This is a genomic window from Arthrobacter zhaoxinii, from assembly GCF_025244925.1.
GTDB lineage: Bacteria > Actinomycetota > Actinomycetes > Actinomycetales > Micrococcaceae > Arthrobacter_B > Arthrobacter_B zhaoxinii.
The window spans coordinates 2,262,460-2,279,597 of record NZ_CP104275.1 but is presented as its reverse complement, the minus strand read 5'-3'; the positions used below and the strand labels follow the sequence as shown (position 1 = coordinate 2,279,597).

Genomic DNA, 17,138 nt, shown 5'->3' with positions numbered 1-17,138 from the left:
GTGTAAAGTTGCATGAGTCGCCGCGGCCGGGACGCTGGAAAAGCGCCCGAGCATGGCGGCCAAACCCCAACAAAAAACAGAGTCCAACCGGTGCGTGCCCTTCGCAGGGCCGGCGGGAAAGACTCCGGTTGATGCTGGGTCCGGAACGGCGGAAACGCTTTTCACGGGGTCCCGACGAGGGAAACCGCGAATTGCAAATAACGCCGGAATGGAATAAGATATAAAACATTGCAGCGAAGAAGAAAAGGAAAACATTGTTTTCCCGAGTATTTTCGGATTGCGTCTGTTGTTTGAGAACTCAATAGTGTGCCAAGTTTATTGATACCAATTTATTTATATTGATTGGTTGAACAGGCCGTTTCCGCCCACCCCGTGGGTATTGGGACGGTTTTTTTAGCCGGTTTCGAATTTAGTGCAGGACGGTCGACCAATTTTCCTTGGTCCCCGGTCTGTGTCTGTAACACATTTACGGAGAGTTTGATCCTGGCTCAGGATGAACGCTGGCGGCGTGCTTAACACATGCAAGTCGAACGATGACTTCTGTGCTTGCACAGAATGATTAGTGGCGAACGGGTGAGTAACACGTGAGTAACCTGCCCCTGACTTCGGGATAAGCCTGGGAAACCGGGTCTAATACCGGATACAACGGACCACCGCATGGCGGTCCGTGGAAAGCTTTATGCGGTTTTGGATGGACTCGCGGCCTATCAGCTTGTTGGTTGGGGTAATGGCCCACCAAGGCGACGACGGGTAGCCGGCCTGAGAGGGTGACCGGCCACACTGGGACTGAGACACGGCCCAGACTCCTACGGGAGGCAGCAGTGGGGAATATTGCACAATGGGCGGAAGCCTGATGCAGCGACGCCGCGTGAGGGACGAATGCCTTCGGGTTGTAAACCTCTTTCAGCAGGGAAGAAGCGAAAGTGACGGTACCTGCAGAAGAAGCGCCGGCTAACTACGTGCCAGCAGCCGCGGTAATACGTAGGGCGCAAGCGTTATCCGGAATTATTGGGCGTAAAGAGCTCGTAGGCGGTTTGTCGCGTCTGCTGTGAAAGCCCGGGGCTCAACCCCGGGTCTGCAGTGGGTACGGGCAGACTAGAGTGATGTAGGGGAGACTGGAATTCCTGGTGTAGCGGTGAAATGCGCAGATATCAGGAGGAACACCGATGGCGAAGGCAGGTCTCTGGGCATTAACTGACGCTGAGGAGCGAAAGCATGGGGAGCGAACAGGATTAGATACCCTGGTAGTCCATGCCGTAAACGTTGGGCACTAGGTGTGGGGGACATTCCACGTTTTCCGCGCCGTAGCTAACGCATTAAGTGCCCCGCCTGGGGAGTACGGCCGCAAGGCTAAAACTCAAAGGAATTGACGGGGGCCCGCACAAGCGGCGGAGCATGCGGATTAATTCGATGCAACGCGAAGAACCTTACCAAGGCTTGACATGAACCGGAAAGGCCTGGAAACAGGTCCCCCACTTGTGGCCGGTTTACAGGTGGTGCATGGTTGTCGTCAGCTCGTGTCGTGAGATGTTGGGTTAAGTCCCGCAACGAGCGCAACCCTCGTTCTATGTTGCCAGCGCGTTATGGCGGGGACTCATAGGAGACTGCCGGGGTCAACTCGGAGGAAGGTGGGGACGACGTCAAATCATCATGCCCCTTATGTCTTGGGCTTCACGCATGCTACAATGGCCGGTACAAAGGGTTGCGATACTGTGAGGTGGAGCTAATCCCAAAAAGCCGGTCTCAGTTCGGATTGAGGTCTGCAACTCGACCTCATGAAGTTGGAGTCGCTAGTAATCGCAGATCAGCAACGCTGCGGTGAATACGTTCCCGGGCCTTGTACACACCGCCCGTCAAGTCACGAAAGTTGGTAACACCCGAAGCCGGTGGCCTAACCCCTTGTGGGAGGGAGCCGTCGAAGGTGGGACCGGCGATTGGGACTAAGTCGTAACAAGGTAGCCGTACCGGAAGGTGCGGCTGGATCACCTCCTTTCTAAGGAGCACCTCGAAGACCATGTCCTTCCACAGTGTTGGATGTGTGCTTCGCAGGAGATGCCCATATCGGAGACATATGTTCTCCGGTGGGTGCTCAAGGGTGGAATATCAATGGATAGGCGCCGGCATGCCGGCTGCACGGGTCAGTACGTTCCCTCCCCTGGGAGGGTTCCTGGAACACCTGCTGCAGTCCTGGTTGGGCCGGTTCGTCGTTTGGCACACTGTTGGGTCCTGAAGCAACAGGCACCCGTGATCCTCTCCTTGTCAAAGGGGGGAGGGTCTGCGGGTTGACTGGTTTGTTTCTGTTTGTTCCTGCGCAGGCCGGAACCGCACATGTGACACCTCTTGACGGGGTTGTTCGGTGCGGGGATGGGTGTGACGGGGTTGTTGTTTGAGAACTACATAGTGGACGCGAGCATCTTAAAATATTAAGTGCAATTTCAGAAAAACCTGGTGGATCCGGGTGCCCCCTCAAAGGGTGCCTGGGGAGACCGTGGTTTTCTCGATAGCGATAATAAATTGATCTTTGTGGTCAAGTTTTTAAGGGCACACGGTGGATGCCTTGGCATCAGGAGCCGAAGAAGGACGTAGGAATCTGCGATAAGCCTGGGGGAGTTGATAACCGAACTTTGATCCCAGGATGTCCGAATGGGGAAACCCCGCCCGGCGCGCGAGTGACCGGGTGACCCGCATCTGAACACATAGGGTGCGTGGAGGGAACGTGGGGAAGTGAAACATCTCAGTACCCACAGGAAGAGAAAACAACAGTGATTCCGTTAGTAGTGGCGAGCGAACGCGGAAGAGGCTAAACCAGTGGTGTGTGATAGCCGGCGGGCGTTGCATCACTGGGGTTGCGGGACTTTCCGTACCGATTCTGCCGGATCGGTGAAGTGAGTGCAGGTGCATAGGTGAACCGGTTTGAAAGCCGGGCCGTAGAGGGTGTTAGCCCCGTAACCGGAATGTATGCTGCCGCTTGGAGAGGATCCCAAGTAGCACGGGGCCCGAGAAATCCCGTGCGAATCTGCCAGGACCACCTGGTAAGCCTAAATACTCCCTGATGACCGATAGCGGACAAGTACCGTGAGGGAAAGGTGAAAAGTACCCCGGGAGGGGAGTGAAATAGTACCTGAAACCGTGTGCCTACAAACCGTTGGAGCAGCCTTGTAGCTGTGACAGCGTGCCTTTTGAAGAATGAGCCTGCGAGTTAGTGTTACGTCGCGAGGTTAACCCGTGAGGGGAAGCCGTAGCGAAAGCGAGTCTGAATAGGGCGATGCAGTGGCGTGATCTAGACCCGAAGCGGAGTGATCTACCCATGGCCAGGTTGAAGCGACGGTAAGACGTCGTGGAGGACCGAACCCACTTCAGTTGAAAATGGAGGGGATGAGCTGTGGGTAGGGGTGAAAGGCCAATCAAACTCCGTGATAGCTGGTTCTCCCCGAAATGCATTTAGGTGCAGCGTTGCGTGTTTCTTACCGGAGGTAGAGCTACTGGATGGCTAATGGGCCCTACAAGGTTACTGACGTCAGCCAAACTCCGAATGCCGGTAAGTGAGAGCGCAGCAGTGAGACTGTGGGGGATAAGCTTCATAGTCGAGAGGGAAACAGCCCAGACCACCAACTAAGGCCCCTAAGCGTGTGCTAAGTGGGAAAGGATGTGGAGTTGCCCAGACAACCAGGAGGTTGGCTTAGAAGCAGCCACCCTTGAAAGAGTGCGTAATAGCTCACTGGTCAAGTGATTCCGCGCCGACAATGTAGCGGGGCTCAAGTACACCGCCGAAGTTGTGGATTTCAGATATAGATAAGCCTTCGTGGTTCAGTCGTCTGGAGTGGTAGGGGAGCGTCGTGTGGGCAGTGAAGCTGCGGTGTAAACCAGTGGTGGAGCCTACACGAGTGAGAATGCAGGCATGAGTAGCGAAAGACGGGTGAGAAACCCGTCCGCCGAATGATCAAGGGTTCCAGGGTCAAGCTAATCTGCCCTGGGTAAGTCGGGACCTAAGGCGAGGCCGACAGGCGTAGTCGATGGACAACGGGTTGATATTCCCGTACCGGCGAAGAACCGCCCATACCAAGCAGGGGACACTAACCGTCCGGAGCCTGCCCGATCACCCTTGTGGTGTGAGGGTTTTGGCCGAGCACGGGACCTGATCCTGGGAGGTAAGCGTATTAACAGGTGTGACGCAGGAAGGTAGCCGGGCCAGGCGATGGTAGACCTGGTCTAAGGACGTAGGGTCCGTGATAGGTAAATCCGTCACGGTGTCTTGGATGACGAACCTGAGATCCGACGGGACCCCCTCACGGGGGGATCCGGTGATCCTATGCTGCCTAGAAAAGCATCGGCGCGAGGTTCCAGCCGCCCGTACCCCAAACCGACACAGGTGATCAGGTAGAGAATACTAAGGCGATCGAGAGAATTATGGTTAAGGAACTCGGCAAAATGCCCCCGTAACTTCGGGAGAAGGGGGGCCCCAACCTTGATGGACACTTGCTGTCCGGAGGGGATCGGGGCCGCAGAGACCAGGGGGAAGCGACTGTTTACTAAAAACACAGGTCCGTGCGAAGTCGCAAGACGATGTATACGGACTGACTCCTGCCCGGTGCTGGAAGGTTAAGAGGACCGGTTAGCCCTTACGGGCGAAGCTGGGAATTTAAGCCCCAGTAAACGGCGGTGGTAACTATAACCATCCTAAGGTAGCGAAATTCCTTGTCGGGTAAGTTCCGACCTGCACGAATGGAGTAACGACTTCCCCGCTGTCTCAACCATAAACTCGGCGAAATTGCAGTACGAGTAAAGATGCTCGTTACGCGCAGCAGGACGGAAAGACCCCGAGACCTTTACTATAGTTTGGTATTGGTGTTCGGTGTGGCTTGTGTAGGATAGGTGGGAGACTGTGAGACCCGGACGCCAGTTCGGGTGGAGTCATCGTTGAAATACCACTCTGGTCATACTGGATATCTAACTTCGGCCCGTAATCCGGGTCAGGGACAGTGCCTGATGGGTAGTTTAACTGGGGCGGTTGCCTCCTAAAGAGTAACGGAGGCGCCCAAAGGTTCCCTCAGCCTGGTTGGCAATCAGGTGTCGAGTGTAAGTGCACAAGGGAGCTTGACTGTGAGAGAGACATCTCGAGCAGGGACGAAAGTCGGGACTAGTGATCCGGCGGTACATTGTGGAATGGCCGTCGCTCAACGGATAAAAGGTACCTCGGGGATAACAGGCTGATCTTGCCCAAGAGTCCATATCGACGGCATGGTTTGGCACCTCGATGTCGGCTCGTCGCATCCTGGGGCTGGAGTAGGTCCCAAGGGTTGGGCTGTTCGCCCATTAAAGCGGTACGCGAGCTGGGTTTAGAACGTCGTGAGACAGTTCGGTCCCTATCCGCTGCGCGCGCAGGAAATTTGAGAAGGGCTGTCCTTAGTACGAGAGGACCGGGACGGACGAACCTCTGGTGTGTCAGTTGTACTGCCAAGTGCACCGCTGATTAGCTACGTTCGGATGGGATAACCGCTGAAAGCATCTAAGCGGGAAGCCCGCTTCGAGATGAGATTTCCATACACCTTGTGTGTGAGAGGCCCCCAGCCAGACCACTGGGTTGATAGGCCGGATGTGGAAGCGGGGACTAAAGACCCGTGAAGCTGACCGGTACTAATAGGCCGATAACTTACACCACACCAGCACCTGGACGGACACGACTTCAAACGGTCCGTCAAAGTATAAAGGGTGTTGTAGATCATGCTGCTTGCGTCCACTATGTGGTTCCCGGACAACAACCCGTTGGTTGTTCGCCCAGGAACATGAACCACTCCTCCTTGTCCAGGGGGGGAGGGTTCACAATTTACCGCACTGCCGGCACCCCCCTTTGTTGGGGTGGTTCCGGGACGTGTTGTAACCATTGTTTTCCCCACGCATGCCCGGTTGGTTTTGGGTGTGTGGTGCGGGTGGAAGGGTTACGGCGGTCATAGCGTGGGGGAAACGCCCGGTCCCATTCCGAACCCGGAAGCTAAGACCCACAGCGCCGATGGTACTGCATCCGGGAGGATGTGGGAGAGTAGGTCACCGCCGGACAATATTTGAAGGTTGAGCCCGTACCAGTGTTGGTACGGGCTCTTCCTGTTTAACCGGCAAATGCGGATAGGTTAAATGGATGGATTCCAGAGTCGAGACAAAAATCACCAGCGGGCGCGGTATTCTCTGGCTGATCCATTTCGCTGCAGTGCTCGTTCTGGCGTCCTGCTTTGCCTACGGAACAACGATTTACGATTCCCTGCCGGAAACCATTCCCACCCACTGGGGAGCCGGCGGCCGCCCGGACGTCTGGGAGGCCAAATCCTTCGGGACCGCCTTCTTCCCTCTGCTGATGGGGGCCGGTGCCAGTGCACTCCTGACCCTGGTGGCCGCCGTCGTACCCGCCATGGTGCCCCCTGAAAAGAATCCTTCGGACTGGGAGCTGTATCGCCGGGAGGGAATGGTCCGTGGCACGGTTGTTGCCCTGGGTGGGACTTCTGTCCTGATAGCGGCGCTGATCGGCGCGCTCACGGTTGCCGGCTGGCGGAGCCCGGACCATGTACGCGGCGGTCCGGCCCTCGTGGTGATTCCCCTGATCCTTGGCTTCTTGATCCTTTCCTATGCGGCTGCCGCCCGCTGGGCGCGGCGGACGGCTGAGCGGGACGGTGTCTCCCCAACAGTCGAGGAACAGGAACAGGAAGAGGATAAGCGGTGGGTCGGCGGCATCCTCTACAACGACCCGAATGATCCCCACATCCTGGTACCTAAGCGCAGCGGAACCGGCACCGGACTGACGGTGAATGTCGGCAACCGCAGGGGACGCGCCGCCGTCGTAGTGTTCCTCGTGGTTTTTGTTGTCGTTCCTACAGTTTTCGGGGTCTTCCAGGCGCCCTAGGTACCGCCTGCCGGCGGAGTCCGTTTCTCCACTAGGCTTGTACCCATGCGTATTGCTCGATTTGTACAGGACAGCGACCCCGCCTTCGGCGTGGTCGGAGGAGAAGAAGGCAGCGAAGAAATCGCCGTCATTAAGGGTGACCCGTTCTTTTCGGGCGTCCAGCTGACGGGGGAGCGGCACAAGCTTGAAGATGTGCGCCTGCTGGCCCCGATCATCCCGCGTAGCAAGGTGGTCGGCATCGGCCGCAACTACGCGGACCATGCCAGCGAAATGGGCAACGACGTGCCGCCGGCGCCGCTGATGTTCCTCAAGCCCAACACCTCGGTGATCGGGCCCAACGATCCGGTAGTGCTGCCGTCCTTCTCGGACGAGGTTTCCTATGAAGCCGAACTCGCCGTCGTCATCGGCCGCATCTGCAAGGATGTCCCGATTGAACGCGTGGACGAGGTCATCTTCGGCTACACCTGCGCCAACGACCTCACCGCCCGCGATGCCCAGCGCACCGACGACCAGTGGGCGCGGGCCAAGGGCTTTGACACCTCCTGCCCGCTGGGCCCGTGGATCGAAACCGAACTGGATCCCGAAAACACCGCGGTCCGCGGCTACCTCAACGGTGAACTGGTTCAGGACGGCAACACCAACTCCATGATCTGGGGCGTCAAGGAACTGGTTTCCTACGTTTCGCAGGCCTTCACCCTGCTGCCCGGCGACGTCATCCTCACCGGCACCCCGGCAGGCGTCGGGATCATCAGTGACGGCGAACGCTTCGAAGTCGACATCGAAGGCATTGGCCGCCTGGCCAATACCGTCCGTAGCTGATGCCGCGCGGAGCGGTCCGGGAGACCGGACGAAAGACAGCAGGGGCTTCGCTCATCTGGTCCCTCATTCTCCTGGCCGCTCCGTTCCTCAGCTTTTCACCCGGCGCCGCCCTTCCGTGGGGCGTAGGAGCTGCGCTGCTGATGGGTGTTTTCCCGGCAGTCCTGGTCTCCTATCTGCAGCGCCGTGACGACCTGCGCCGCCTGCCGCCGTCGTCCCTCCCGCCCGCCGTGCTGGGTGCTGCGGCGCTGGCGTTTATGTTCCAGCGGATCATCCTCTGGCTGCAGGGACCGCTGACGCTCTCGGCCGCGGTCTTCGCCCTGCTGGCTGCCGCCGTCGTGCTCCTCATCGCCAATGCCTTCACCTCCTGGTCCTGGCTGGACCTCACCCTGGGCGCGGGCGCCGTAATCCTGGGAACGACGGCGGCCCTGCTCCTCCCGGGCCTGCCGGGAACAGCGGCGGGGATCCTCGTTGCGGGCGTGCTGGCCGCTGTCCTCGCCGTTAGGGTGCGGCAGGGGAACCCGTCGAGACACCTGGCCGCCGGCGCGGCCGGAGCGGCTGCGGGCGGCGGAATCTTCCTCTGGCTGCTGTCCTACGCCTAATAAGGCAGCTACCTGACGGAAGAGTCTAAACTGGGAACCATCATGACAAACGCTCCCACTCCCTTAGCTGACCTTCCCACCGTTACCGATGACACGCCCGTACGCGTGCGCTTCTGCCCGTCTCCCACGGGCACACCGCACGTTGGCCTCATCCGGACCGCCCTCTTCAACTGGGCCTATGCCAAGCACACCAAGGGCACCATGGTGTTCCGCATTGAAGACACCGACACCGCACGCGACAGTGAGGAGAGCTACCTCCAGCTCCTCGACGCGCTGAAATGGCTCGGCATCACGTGGGACGAAGGCGTGGAAGTGGGCGGCCCGCACGAACCGTACCGGCAGTCCCAGCGCGGCGAGATCTACCAGGACGTCATCGCGAAGCTGCGCGAGGCCGGCTACGTTTACGAGTCCTACTCCACCCCGGAGGAAGTCGAAGCACGCCACCGTGCCGCCGGCCGTGACGTCAAGCTTGGCTACGACAACTATGACCGCGACCTGACCCCGGAACAGATTGAAGCCTTCCGGGCCGAAGGCCGCTCACCCGTGCTGCGCGTCCGGATGCCGGATGAAGACATCACCTTCACAGACTTGGTCCGCGGCGAGATCACCTTCAAGGCCGGAACCGTTCCCGACTTCGTGGTGGTCCGGGCCAACGGCGCACCGCTCTACACGCTGGTCAACCCGGTGGACGATGCCCTCATGGGTATCACCCACATCCTGCGCGGCGAGGACCTGTTGTCCTCCACCCCGCGCCAGGTGGCCCTCTACCGTGCCCTGATCGACGTCGGCGTGGCCAAGTACATGCCCCTGTTCGGACACCTCCCGTACGTCATGGGTGCCGGCAACAAGAAGCTGTCCAAGCGTGATCCGGAATCCAGCCTCTTCCTGCACCGGGAACGCGGCTTCATCCCCGAAGGCCTGCTGAACTACCTCTCCCTGCTGGGCTGGTCCCTGTCCGCGGACGAGGACATCTTCACCGTCGACCAGCTGGTGGAAAACTTCGACATCCACAACGTGCTGGCCAACCCCGCCCGCTTCGACCTGAAGAAGGCCGAGGCCATCAACGGCACCCACGTGCGGATGCTCGAGGCTGAAGACTTCCGCAACCGTCTGGTCCCGTACCTGCAGGAGGCCGGCCTGGTAGGGGAGACCCTGACCCCGCGTGACGAGGAAATCCTGACCGAAGCCGCGCCGCTGGTACAGGAACGCATCACCCTGCTGGGTGAGGCTCCGGACATGCTCGGCTTCCTGTTCAAGACCGACGACGCCGTCGACGTTGCCGACGACGCCCGGAAGGGCCTGCCGGCGAACCTGGCCGAGGTTCTCGACGCCGCCCTGGCAGCCTTGGAATCCGTGTCCGACTGGACTGCGGAGAACATCCAGGCTGCGCTGCGCCAGGCCCTGGTGGAGGACATGGGGATCAAGCCGCGGCTGGCCTTCGGCCCGGTCCGCACAGCTGTGTCCGGACGCCGGATCTCACCGCCCCTGTTCGAATCCATGGTCATCCTCGGCCGGGAATCCTCCCTCGCACGGATCCGCGCCTTCCGCGCCGCCGCGTAGGGAACTGCCATCATGGGCAGGTCCGTCGATGCAGTGCTCTTCGACATCGACGAAACGCTCATCGACCTGCAGGCTGCCATGGGCAGCACGCTGCAGGCGGTCGGCGCCGATGACCTGACCCATTTCACGGCGGCGGACTGGGAGGCCTATACCTCCCTGTTCGCCGCCGACCCGCAGGGGCACTACGACGCCTATCTGTCCGGCCGGCTGGGCTTTGCCGATCAGCGGGTGCTGCGCCTGCAGCACGCCCGCGAACGGGCCGGGCTGGCGCCGCTGGACAGTGACGCCGCCCGCGCCTGGAACGAGGCCTACGAAGCGGCCCTGCCTCGCTACTTCCGGGCGTTCGACGACGTCGTTCCCCTCCTGGACGCGCTGGAGGCCCGCGGCATTGCGTACGGCGCCGTGAGCAATAATGTCCACGATTACCAGCGGGCCAAGCTGGACGCCGCCGGGCTGCAGCGGATCAAGGTCCTGGTGGGCATCGACACCGTGGGCGCGGCCAAACCGGAGCCGGCGATCTTCCATGAAGGAGTGCGCCTGCTCGGCAGCGAGCGGGAACGCACTGCCTACGTCGGGGACAACCTGACCGTGGACGGAGTGGGAGCGGCCGACGCCGGCCTGCTGGGCGTCTGGCTCGACCGCACGGACAATCCTTCTCCGGTGCGCGGTGACGGAGCAGCAGCGCCTTCGGGGGTGCACACCATCGGCTCGCTCGGGGAGCTGCTGGAGCTGGTCTGACGCGGCCTTCGGGCCCGTTTTGTACTTGGTCCGGAAGCCGTGTATAGTTATATCTCGTGCTGAGGGGCTGCGGCCGGGGATAACTCCTCGAGAAGCAGCCAAAGAAGTGCATTGGGATATGGTGTAATTGGCAACACATCGGTTTCTGGTACCGACATTCTAGGTTCGAGTCCTGGTATCCCAGCGGTAATCAATTGGTGGTTTAGCCCCGATTGGTCTCCTCTGAAAGAGTATGAAATACTCTACAGGCCGGTTCTTCGAAACCGGCAAGGAAGTGCCTGAGCTGTAAAGCTCGGAGCACTGTACACGGCCCCATCGTATAGCGGCCTAGTACGCTGCCCTCTCACGGCGGTAACGCGGGTTCGAATCCCGCTGGGGTCACAATTCACCGGCTCCGGACATTATGTCCGGGGCCGGTTTTGTTTTGCCCGGGGGAGTTCCGACGAACCTCCTGCGATTCCTGCCGTGCTAATTTCGATCGATAGCCGCAGAACAATAACCAGAGGAACAGCCCGTGCCGCCAGAAGCCCTGACCGTGGACCAGCTCGATGAGAAGGCGCTCCTGGCCCGGATCTTCCCTCGGCTCGGACCCACTACGGCACTCGTGGGCCCGGGCGATGACGCCGCTGTTATCGCTGCGCCGGACGGCCGGATGGTGATCTCCATCGACACCCTCGTCCAGGACGCAGACTTCCGCCTGCTCTGGCCCTCGGGGTACCGCACTACCGGATACAACGTGGGCTGGAAATGCGCTGCGCAGAACCTGTCCGACATCAACGCCATGGGTGCCGTTCCTACCTCGCTGGTGGTCAGCCTCACGCTTCCGGGCAGCACGGACGTGGCCTGGGTGGAGGACCTGGCGACCGGACTTGCGGCAGGGGTGCAGTCCCTAACGTTGAACGCCGGCCACTGCTCGGTGGTGGGCGGAGACCTGGGCCGGGGCAGCCAGATTGTCGTCACCGCAGCCGTGACTGGCGATCTTGAGGGCCGCGCTCCGGTCCTGCGCTCCGGAGCCCGCCCCGGAGACGTGCTGGCACACACCGGCGCATTGGGCGCTGCCGCAGCCGGCCTGGCCGTGCTGGAGAGCAGCCTGGACTACTCAATAGTCCGGGAAGAGGAGAACCAGGTTCTCGCTGGGCTCGTTGCGTCACAGAACCGTCCCCATCCGCCGGTCCATCTGGGTCCGCGGGCGGCAATTGCCGGCGCCACGGCCATGCTGGACGTCTCCGACGGCCTCGTGCGCGACGCCGGCCGCATCGCCCGTGCCTCGGGCGTGGCTATAGACCTCGACGCCGGCTATCTCGCGTCCCGGGCCGAGGTGCTGGCTCCGGCAGCAGTCCGGCTGGGAGCCGACCCGCTGGCCTGGGTGCTCGGCGGGGGAGAGGACCACGGGCTGCTGGCCGCCTTTCCGCCGGACGCGGTCCTGCCCGAGGGATTTGTCCGGATCGGCGACGTGGCCGCAGGGGAGGGCGTCACCGTCGGCGGGCAGGCTCCGTCGACCATCGGCTGGGACCACTTCGCCGGTTAGCGGTACAGAGCCGCAGCTGCTCAGGAGTCCGGGAAGATGCGCCGGTTCCGGATCCGCTCGGCCAGGTCCAGCAGCTGTTCGCGTGACAGGTCCGGCAGATGCTCGAGCTCTTTGACGAAGTCATCCAGTGCGTTGGTGGCCCGGGCCTTAAGGAGCTCGGTGTAGAAGCCGACGATGATGCCGGTTATGAGGGCCACCACAAGGATTCCGTACAGGGTCACCACCACGGTGATGATCCGTCCGGCCGGACCGGTGGCCACGTAGTCGCCGAAACCGACGGTGGTGAAGGAAACAAACAGGTACCAGAGGCCGTCGCCGAAATCGGTGAATTCCGGTTCGAGCCGCGGCAGCAGGAAGCTGGCAACACCGAGGACAATCAGGAAGCCGGTGAAAATGTAGTCGGCGCCGGAGATCCGGACAACGTGCCACAGCACCCGCATCCGCTTCATGGGAACCTCCCGCGTTGGAGATTCCCAATATAGGGTTACTCCCCGCTCTTGCGCAGTGCCTCGGTCAACTGGGCTCCTGCCTTGGCCACCACTTCGGCGTGGACACGGCCCGGCTGGCGGGTGAGGCGTTCGATCGGCCCGGAAATCGAGACGGCGGCAATGACCCGGCCGGACGGTCCGCGCACCGGCGCGGAAACGGAGGCGACACCCGGTTCGCGTTCGCCCAGGCTCTGCGCCCAGCCGCGGCGCCGGACGCCGGCCAGGACCGTGGGGGTGAATCGGGCATTGTGCAGGCCTTCAAGGAGCCGGTCATGGTCCTCCCAGGCGAGCAGGCACTGCGCCGCGGAACCGGCTTTCATGGACAGCTGGGTGCCCACGGGAATGGTGTCCCGCAGTCCGATGGGCCGCTCCGCGGAGGCAACGCAGACCCGCCATTCGCCCTGCCGCCGGAACACCTGGGAGCTTTCACCCGTAGCGTCGCGCAGCGCCAGCAGCACCGGCCCGGCCGAAGCAATGAGCCGGTCTTCGCCGGCCGCAGAGGCAAGTTCCACCAGGCGCCCGCCCAGGACAAAGCGGCCCTGAATATCGCGTCCCACCAACCGGTGGTGCACCAGGGCAAGCGCCAGCCGGTGCACCGTGGGGCGGGCAAGCCCCGTGGCGGAAACCAGCTGCGCCAGCGTGGTGGGCCCGGCCTCCAGTGCATCCAGCACCATGGCCGCTTTGTCAATGACGCCTACCCCGCTCGCTGTGTCCATAAACTGATACTGCCGTCTCACTATCTGAGATGCAAATCGGAAAAGTGGCGGAGCGCACTCGTCGGCTGGTTTTCTTAATGCCACAGGGAAACACAACGAGGGGTACCTGATATGGGTGAGCACGTGGCAGGCAGGACACTCGCACAGAAAGTGTGGGACGAGCATGTGGTCCGCAAGGGGGAGGACGGTGCTCCCGACCTGCTCTATATCGACCTCCACCTCGTCCACGAAGTCACCTCGCCGCAGGCCTTCGAAGGGCTGCGGCTGTCCGGCCGCCAACTGCGCCGGCCGGACCTGACCATCGCCACCGAGGACCACAACACGCCCACACTGGCCATAGATAAGCCCATTGCCGATCCGGTGAGCCGGACCCAGATTGAAACGCTGCGGGCCAACTGCGCCGAATTCGGCGTGCGGCTGCATTCGCTCGGAGATGCGGAGCAGGGCATTGTCCACGTGGTGGGCCCGCAGCTGGGCCTGACCCAGCCCGGACTCACCGTGGTCTGCGGCGATTCGCACACCTCCACGCACGGGGCGTTCGGGGCGCTGGCGATGGGTATCGGCACCTCCGAGGTGGAACACGTGATGGCCACCCAGACCCTGTCACTGAAGCCGTTTAAGACCATGGCCATCAACGTCGAAGGCACGCTGCGTCCCGGCGTCACGTCCAAGGACATCATCCTGGCGGTGATTGCCCGGATCGGCACCGGCGGCGGGCAGGGCTACGTACTGGAATACCGGGGCTCGGCCATTCGTGCGCTGTCGATGGAAGCGCGGATGACCATCTGCAACATGTCCATCGAAGCCGGTGCGCGTGCCGGAATGGTTGCCCCGGACGAAACCACGTTCGCCTACCTGCGGCACCGCCCGCACGCCCCGCAGGGCCGGGACTGGGATGCCGCCGTCGAACACTGGAAATCCCTGGCCACGGACGCAGACGCCGAGTTCGACGCAGAGGTCTTCCTCGACGCCGACACGCTGGAGCCGTTCGTGACCTGGGGAACCAACCCCGGGCAGGGCGTCCCGCTCTCCGAAGCCGTTCCTGCCCCCGAAGACTTCAGCAACGAGAACGCACGCGCCGCGGCCGAACGCGCGCTGGCCTACATGGATCTGGCCGCCGGCACCCCCATGAAGGACATCCGGGTGGACACCGTCTTCCTGGGGTCCTGTACCAACAGCCGCATCGAGGACCTGCGGATAGCGGCGGACATCATCCGCGGCCGGCAGAAGGACCCCGCCGTCCGGATGATGGTGGTGCCCGGCTCCGCACGCGTTCGGCTGGAGGCCGAGGCGGAAGGACTGGACCGGGTGTTCAAGGACTTCGGCGCGGAATGGCGGTTTGCCGGCTGCTCCATGTGCCTGGGCATGAACCCGGACCAGCTCGAACCGGGGGAGCGCTGCGCCTCCACCTCCAACCGCAATTTCGAGGGCCGGCAGGGCAAGGGCGGACGGACCCACCTGGTGTCCCCGGTGGTGGCAGCCGCCACGGCCGTCCGGGGAACCCTCAGCTCGCCCTCCGACCTTGATCCGCTGCCGGGCGCCGTCGCCGGCGCCGCAGCCTAGGAGAACCGTTATGGAAAAAATCACCACGCACACCGGTATCGGCGTCCCGCTGCGCCAAAGCGACGTCGATACGGACCAGATCATTCCCGCGGTCTACCTCAAGCGGATCACCCGCACGGGGTTCGAGGACGCACTCTTCGCCGGCTGGCGGAAGAACGAGGACTTCATCCTGAACCGGGAACCCTACCGCCGGGGCTCCGTCCTCGTGGCCGGCCCCGACTTCGGTACCGGATCCTCGCGCGAACATGCCGTCTGGGCCCTGAAGGACTACGGCTTCCGCGCCGTGCTCTCCTCCCGCTTTGCCGATATCTTCCGCGGAAACGCCGGCAAGCAGGGCCTCGTCGCCGCCCAGGTGGCACAGGACGATATCGAGCTCATCTGGAAGGTCCTGGAAAACTCCCCGGGAACCGCAGTGACCGTTGACCTGCAGGCCCGGACGGCCGTCTGCGGCAGCGTCACGGCACCTTTCGAGATTGACGAGTACACCCGCTGGCGCCTGCTGGAGGGGTTGGACGACATTGCCCTGACGCTGCGCCACGAGTCCGAGATCACCGCCTTCGAAGCTGTGCGCCCGTCCTATAAGCCGGCAACCCTCCCCGCCCTGCAGTAAGGCAGCGCCGGCGTAGCCGACCGGCCCCGGGATGATCAGCACGCTGCCGGTTTGCGCTCCGGACGGTTTTCTGCCTTCCCTGCAGCCCCGATATCATGGATGGGCCCCCCTTCGGGCGGGGCCTATCCGCGTTCCGCTGCGGTGGACATGACCGGAATCACACCGGCGCTGCCCGCCGGAGAGGCGGAGTTATTTCAGTAAGCAGACGCTTGCTCATATGCTTGAGTGCAGTCTCTTATTGCTTCCGGGGCCAAACTATTTTAAGAAATCAGGTGTTCATGGGTAGCGTCCTCACCATCCGAGGCGGTGTTCCTCTCTCCGGGAAGGTACCGGTCCGCGGGGCGAAAAATCTGGTCCCCAAGGCGATGGTTGCGGCCCTGCTTGGCAACGGCCCGTCCACACTGCGCAACGTTCCGGAAATCAAGGACGTTGAGGTGGTGACGTCCCTGCTGCAGCTGCACGGCGTCGAGGTCACCAAGGACCCCGTCACCGGCGACCTCACCATGGACCCGACGAACGCCAAGACCGCGGCGTCCAAGGACATCGACGCCCACGCCGGCGATTCGCGCATCCCGATCCTGCTCTGCGGGCCCCTGATGCACAGCCTGGGTGAAGCCTTCATTCCGGACCTCGGCGGCTGCAAAATAGGCGACCGGCCCATCGACTACCACCTGCAGATGCTGCGCAACTTCGGTGCCGTGGTGGAAAAGCGCCCCGGCGGCATTTCCATCTCCGCCCCCAAGGGCCTCAGCGGCGCCAAGCTGGAGCTGCCCTACCCGAGCGTCGGAGCCACCGAACAGGTGCTCCTGACCGCTGTGAGGGCCGTCGGCATCACCGAACTCCGCGGTGCAGCCGTGGAACCGGAAATCATGGACCTGATCGCCATCCTGCAGAAGATGGGCGCCATCATCTCCGTGCAGACGGACCGCGTCATCCGCATCGAGGGCGTCTCCGAGCTGACCGGCTACAACCACCGGGCGCTTCCGGACCGCAATGAGGCCGCTTCCTGGGCTTCCGCAGCCCTCGTCACCAAGGGCGACATCTACGTGGAGGGTGCGGAGCAGAAGGACCTCACCGCGTTCCTGAACACCTACCGCAAAATCGGCGGCGCGTTCGACGTCGACGACGGCGGCATCCGGTTCTACCACCCGGGCGGCGCCCTGAACCCGCTCGTCCTGGAAACCGACGTGCACCCCGGCTTCATGACCGACTGGCAGCAGCCCCTGGTGGTTGCGCTGACCCAGGCCGAGGGTGTGTCCATCGTGCATGAAACCGTGTACGAGAACCGCTTCGGTTTCACCGACGCACTGATCCGGATGGGCGCCAACATCCAGGTGCACCGTGAGTGCCTGGGCAGCGTCCCGTGCCGCTTCGGCCAGCGGAACTTCCTGCACTCGGCGGTCATCGCCGGCTCCGTGCAGCTGCGCGGCGCCGAGATTGACATCCCGGACCTGCGCGGCGGTTTCAGCCACCTCATCGCGGCGTTGGCAGCCGAGGGCACCTCGCGGGTGACCGGCATTGAGCTGATCAACCGCGGTTACGAGCACTTCCAGGGCAAGCTTGAGGGACTCGGAGCGGACTTTGACGTCGCTTCCGGCGTATCTGCCGGACTCCGGTAGCCTGACGGA

The 17,138-nt window shown here is 62.2% G+C and carries 11 protein-coding genes, 2 tRNA genes and 3 rRNA genes; 14 read left to right on the top strand and 2 right to left on the bottom strand.

All coding sequences use genetic code 11. From position 1 onward, the window contains the following. The first annotated feature begins 465 nt into the window (after positions 1 to 465). From N2K95_RS10675 to thiL, 11 genes are all read left to right on the top strand, one after another. Positions 466 to 1,993 (top strand): 16S ribosomal RNA (locus N2K95_RS10675). Positions 1,994 to 2,525: 532 nt separating this feature from the next. Next, positions 2,526 to 5,659 (top strand): 23S ribosomal RNA (locus N2K95_RS10670). Positions 5,660 to 5,937: 278 nt separating this feature from the next. After that, positions 5,938 to 6,054, top strand: a 5S ribosomal RNA gene (gene rrf / locus N2K95_RS10665). Together the 16S, 23S and 5S rRNA genes form the textbook arrangement of a ribosomal RNA operon. A gap of 79 nt (positions 6,055 to 6,133) precedes the next feature. Next, positions 6,134 to 6,889, top strand: coding sequence for a DUF1648 domain-containing protein (locus tag N2K95_RS10660; RefSeq protein ID WP_260651542.1), 756 nt, complete (start codon positions 6,134 to 6,136; stop codon positions 6,887 to 6,889). Positions 6,890 to 6,934: 45 nt separating this feature from the next. Further along, positions 6,935 to 7,708: a fumarylacetoacetate hydrolase family protein gene (locus tag N2K95_RS10655; RefSeq protein WP_260651541.1), complete on the top strand. Its 774-nt coding sequence runs from the start codon at positions 6,935 to 6,937 to the stop codon at positions 7,706 to 7,708. Continuing rightward, a complete protein-coding gene (locus N2K95_RS10650; RefSeq protein WP_260651540.1) occupies positions 7,708 to 8,307 on the top strand; it encodes a hypothetical protein in 600 nt (199 codons plus the stop codon). The genes N2K95_RS10655 and N2K95_RS10650 overlap by 1 nt, the downstream gene beginning before the upstream one ends. A 42-nt stretch (positions 8,308 to 8,349) precedes the next feature. Beyond that, positions 8,350 to 9,867 (top strand): glutamate--tRNA ligase, encoded by a 1,518-nt coding sequence (gene gltX, locus N2K95_RS10645; RefSeq protein ID WP_260651539.1) that lies wholly within the window; start codon positions 8,350 to 8,352, stop codon positions 9,865 to 9,867. A gap of 12 nt (positions 9,868 to 9,879) precedes the next feature. Further along, positions 9,880 to 10,605 (top strand): HAD family hydrolase, encoded by a 726-nt coding sequence (locus tag N2K95_RS10640; protein WP_260651538.1) that lies wholly within the window; start codon positions 9,880 to 9,882, stop codon positions 10,603 to 10,605. A gap of 112 nt (positions 10,606 to 10,717) precedes the next feature. Continuing rightward, positions 10,718 to 10,789: transfer RNA gene (locus tag N2K95_RS10635), tRNA-Gln, on the top strand. A 124-nt stretch (positions 10,790 to 10,913) separates the two neighbouring features. Next, positions 10,914 to 10,986 (top strand) — tRNA-Glu (locus N2K95_RS10630). Between the two features lie 133 nt (positions 10,987 to 11,119). Beyond that, positions 11,120 to 12,133, top strand: coding sequence for a thiamine-phosphate kinase (gene thiL / locus N2K95_RS10625; protein WP_260651537.1), 1,014 nt, complete (start codon positions 11,120 to 11,122; stop codon positions 12,131 to 12,133). Positions 12,134 to 12,153: 20 nt separating this feature from the next. On the opposite strand, the gene N2K95_RS10620 is transcribed toward thiL, so the two are convergent. Both N2K95_RS10620 and N2K95_RS10615 read right to left on the bottom strand, forming a co-directional pair. Continuing rightward, positions 12,154 to 12,582, bottom strand: coding sequence for a potassium channel family protein (locus N2K95_RS10620; protein WP_260651536.1), 429 nt, complete (start codon positions 12,580 to 12,582; stop codon positions 12,154 to 12,156). A gap of 35 nt (positions 12,583 to 12,617) precedes the next feature. Continuing rightward, positions 12,618 to 13,337, bottom strand: a complete 720-nt coding sequence (locus N2K95_RS10615) for an IclR family transcriptional regulator (RefSeq protein ID WP_255791555.1) — start codon at positions 13,335 to 13,337, stop codon at positions 12,618 to 12,620. Between the two features lie 111 nt (positions 13,338 to 13,448). Between N2K95_RS10615 and leuC the strand changes: the two genes are divergently transcribed. From leuC to murA, 3 genes are all read left to right on the top strand, one after another. Next, positions 13,449 to 14,900: a 3-isopropylmalate dehydratase large subunit gene (gene leuC, locus N2K95_RS10610; protein ID WP_260651535.1), complete on the top strand. Its 1,452-nt coding sequence runs from the start codon at positions 13,449 to 13,451 to the stop codon at positions 14,898 to 14,900. Positions 14,901 to 14,910: 10 nt separating this feature from the next. Further along, a complete protein-coding gene (leuD, locus tag N2K95_RS10605) occupies positions 14,911 to 15,510 on the top strand; it encodes a 3-isopropylmalate dehydratase small subunit (protein WP_255791557.1) in 600 nt (199 codons plus the stop codon). Between the two features lie 278 nt (positions 15,511 to 15,788). Next, positions 15,789 to 17,129 carry a UDP-N-acetylglucosamine 1-carboxyvinyltransferase gene (gene murA, locus N2K95_RS10600; protein ID WP_255791558.1) on the top strand — a complete coding sequence of 447 codons (1,341 nt, stop codon included), beginning with the start codon at positions 15,789 to 15,791 and terminating at the stop codon, positions 17,127 to 17,129. Positions 17,130 to 17,138 lie beyond the last annotated feature (9 nt).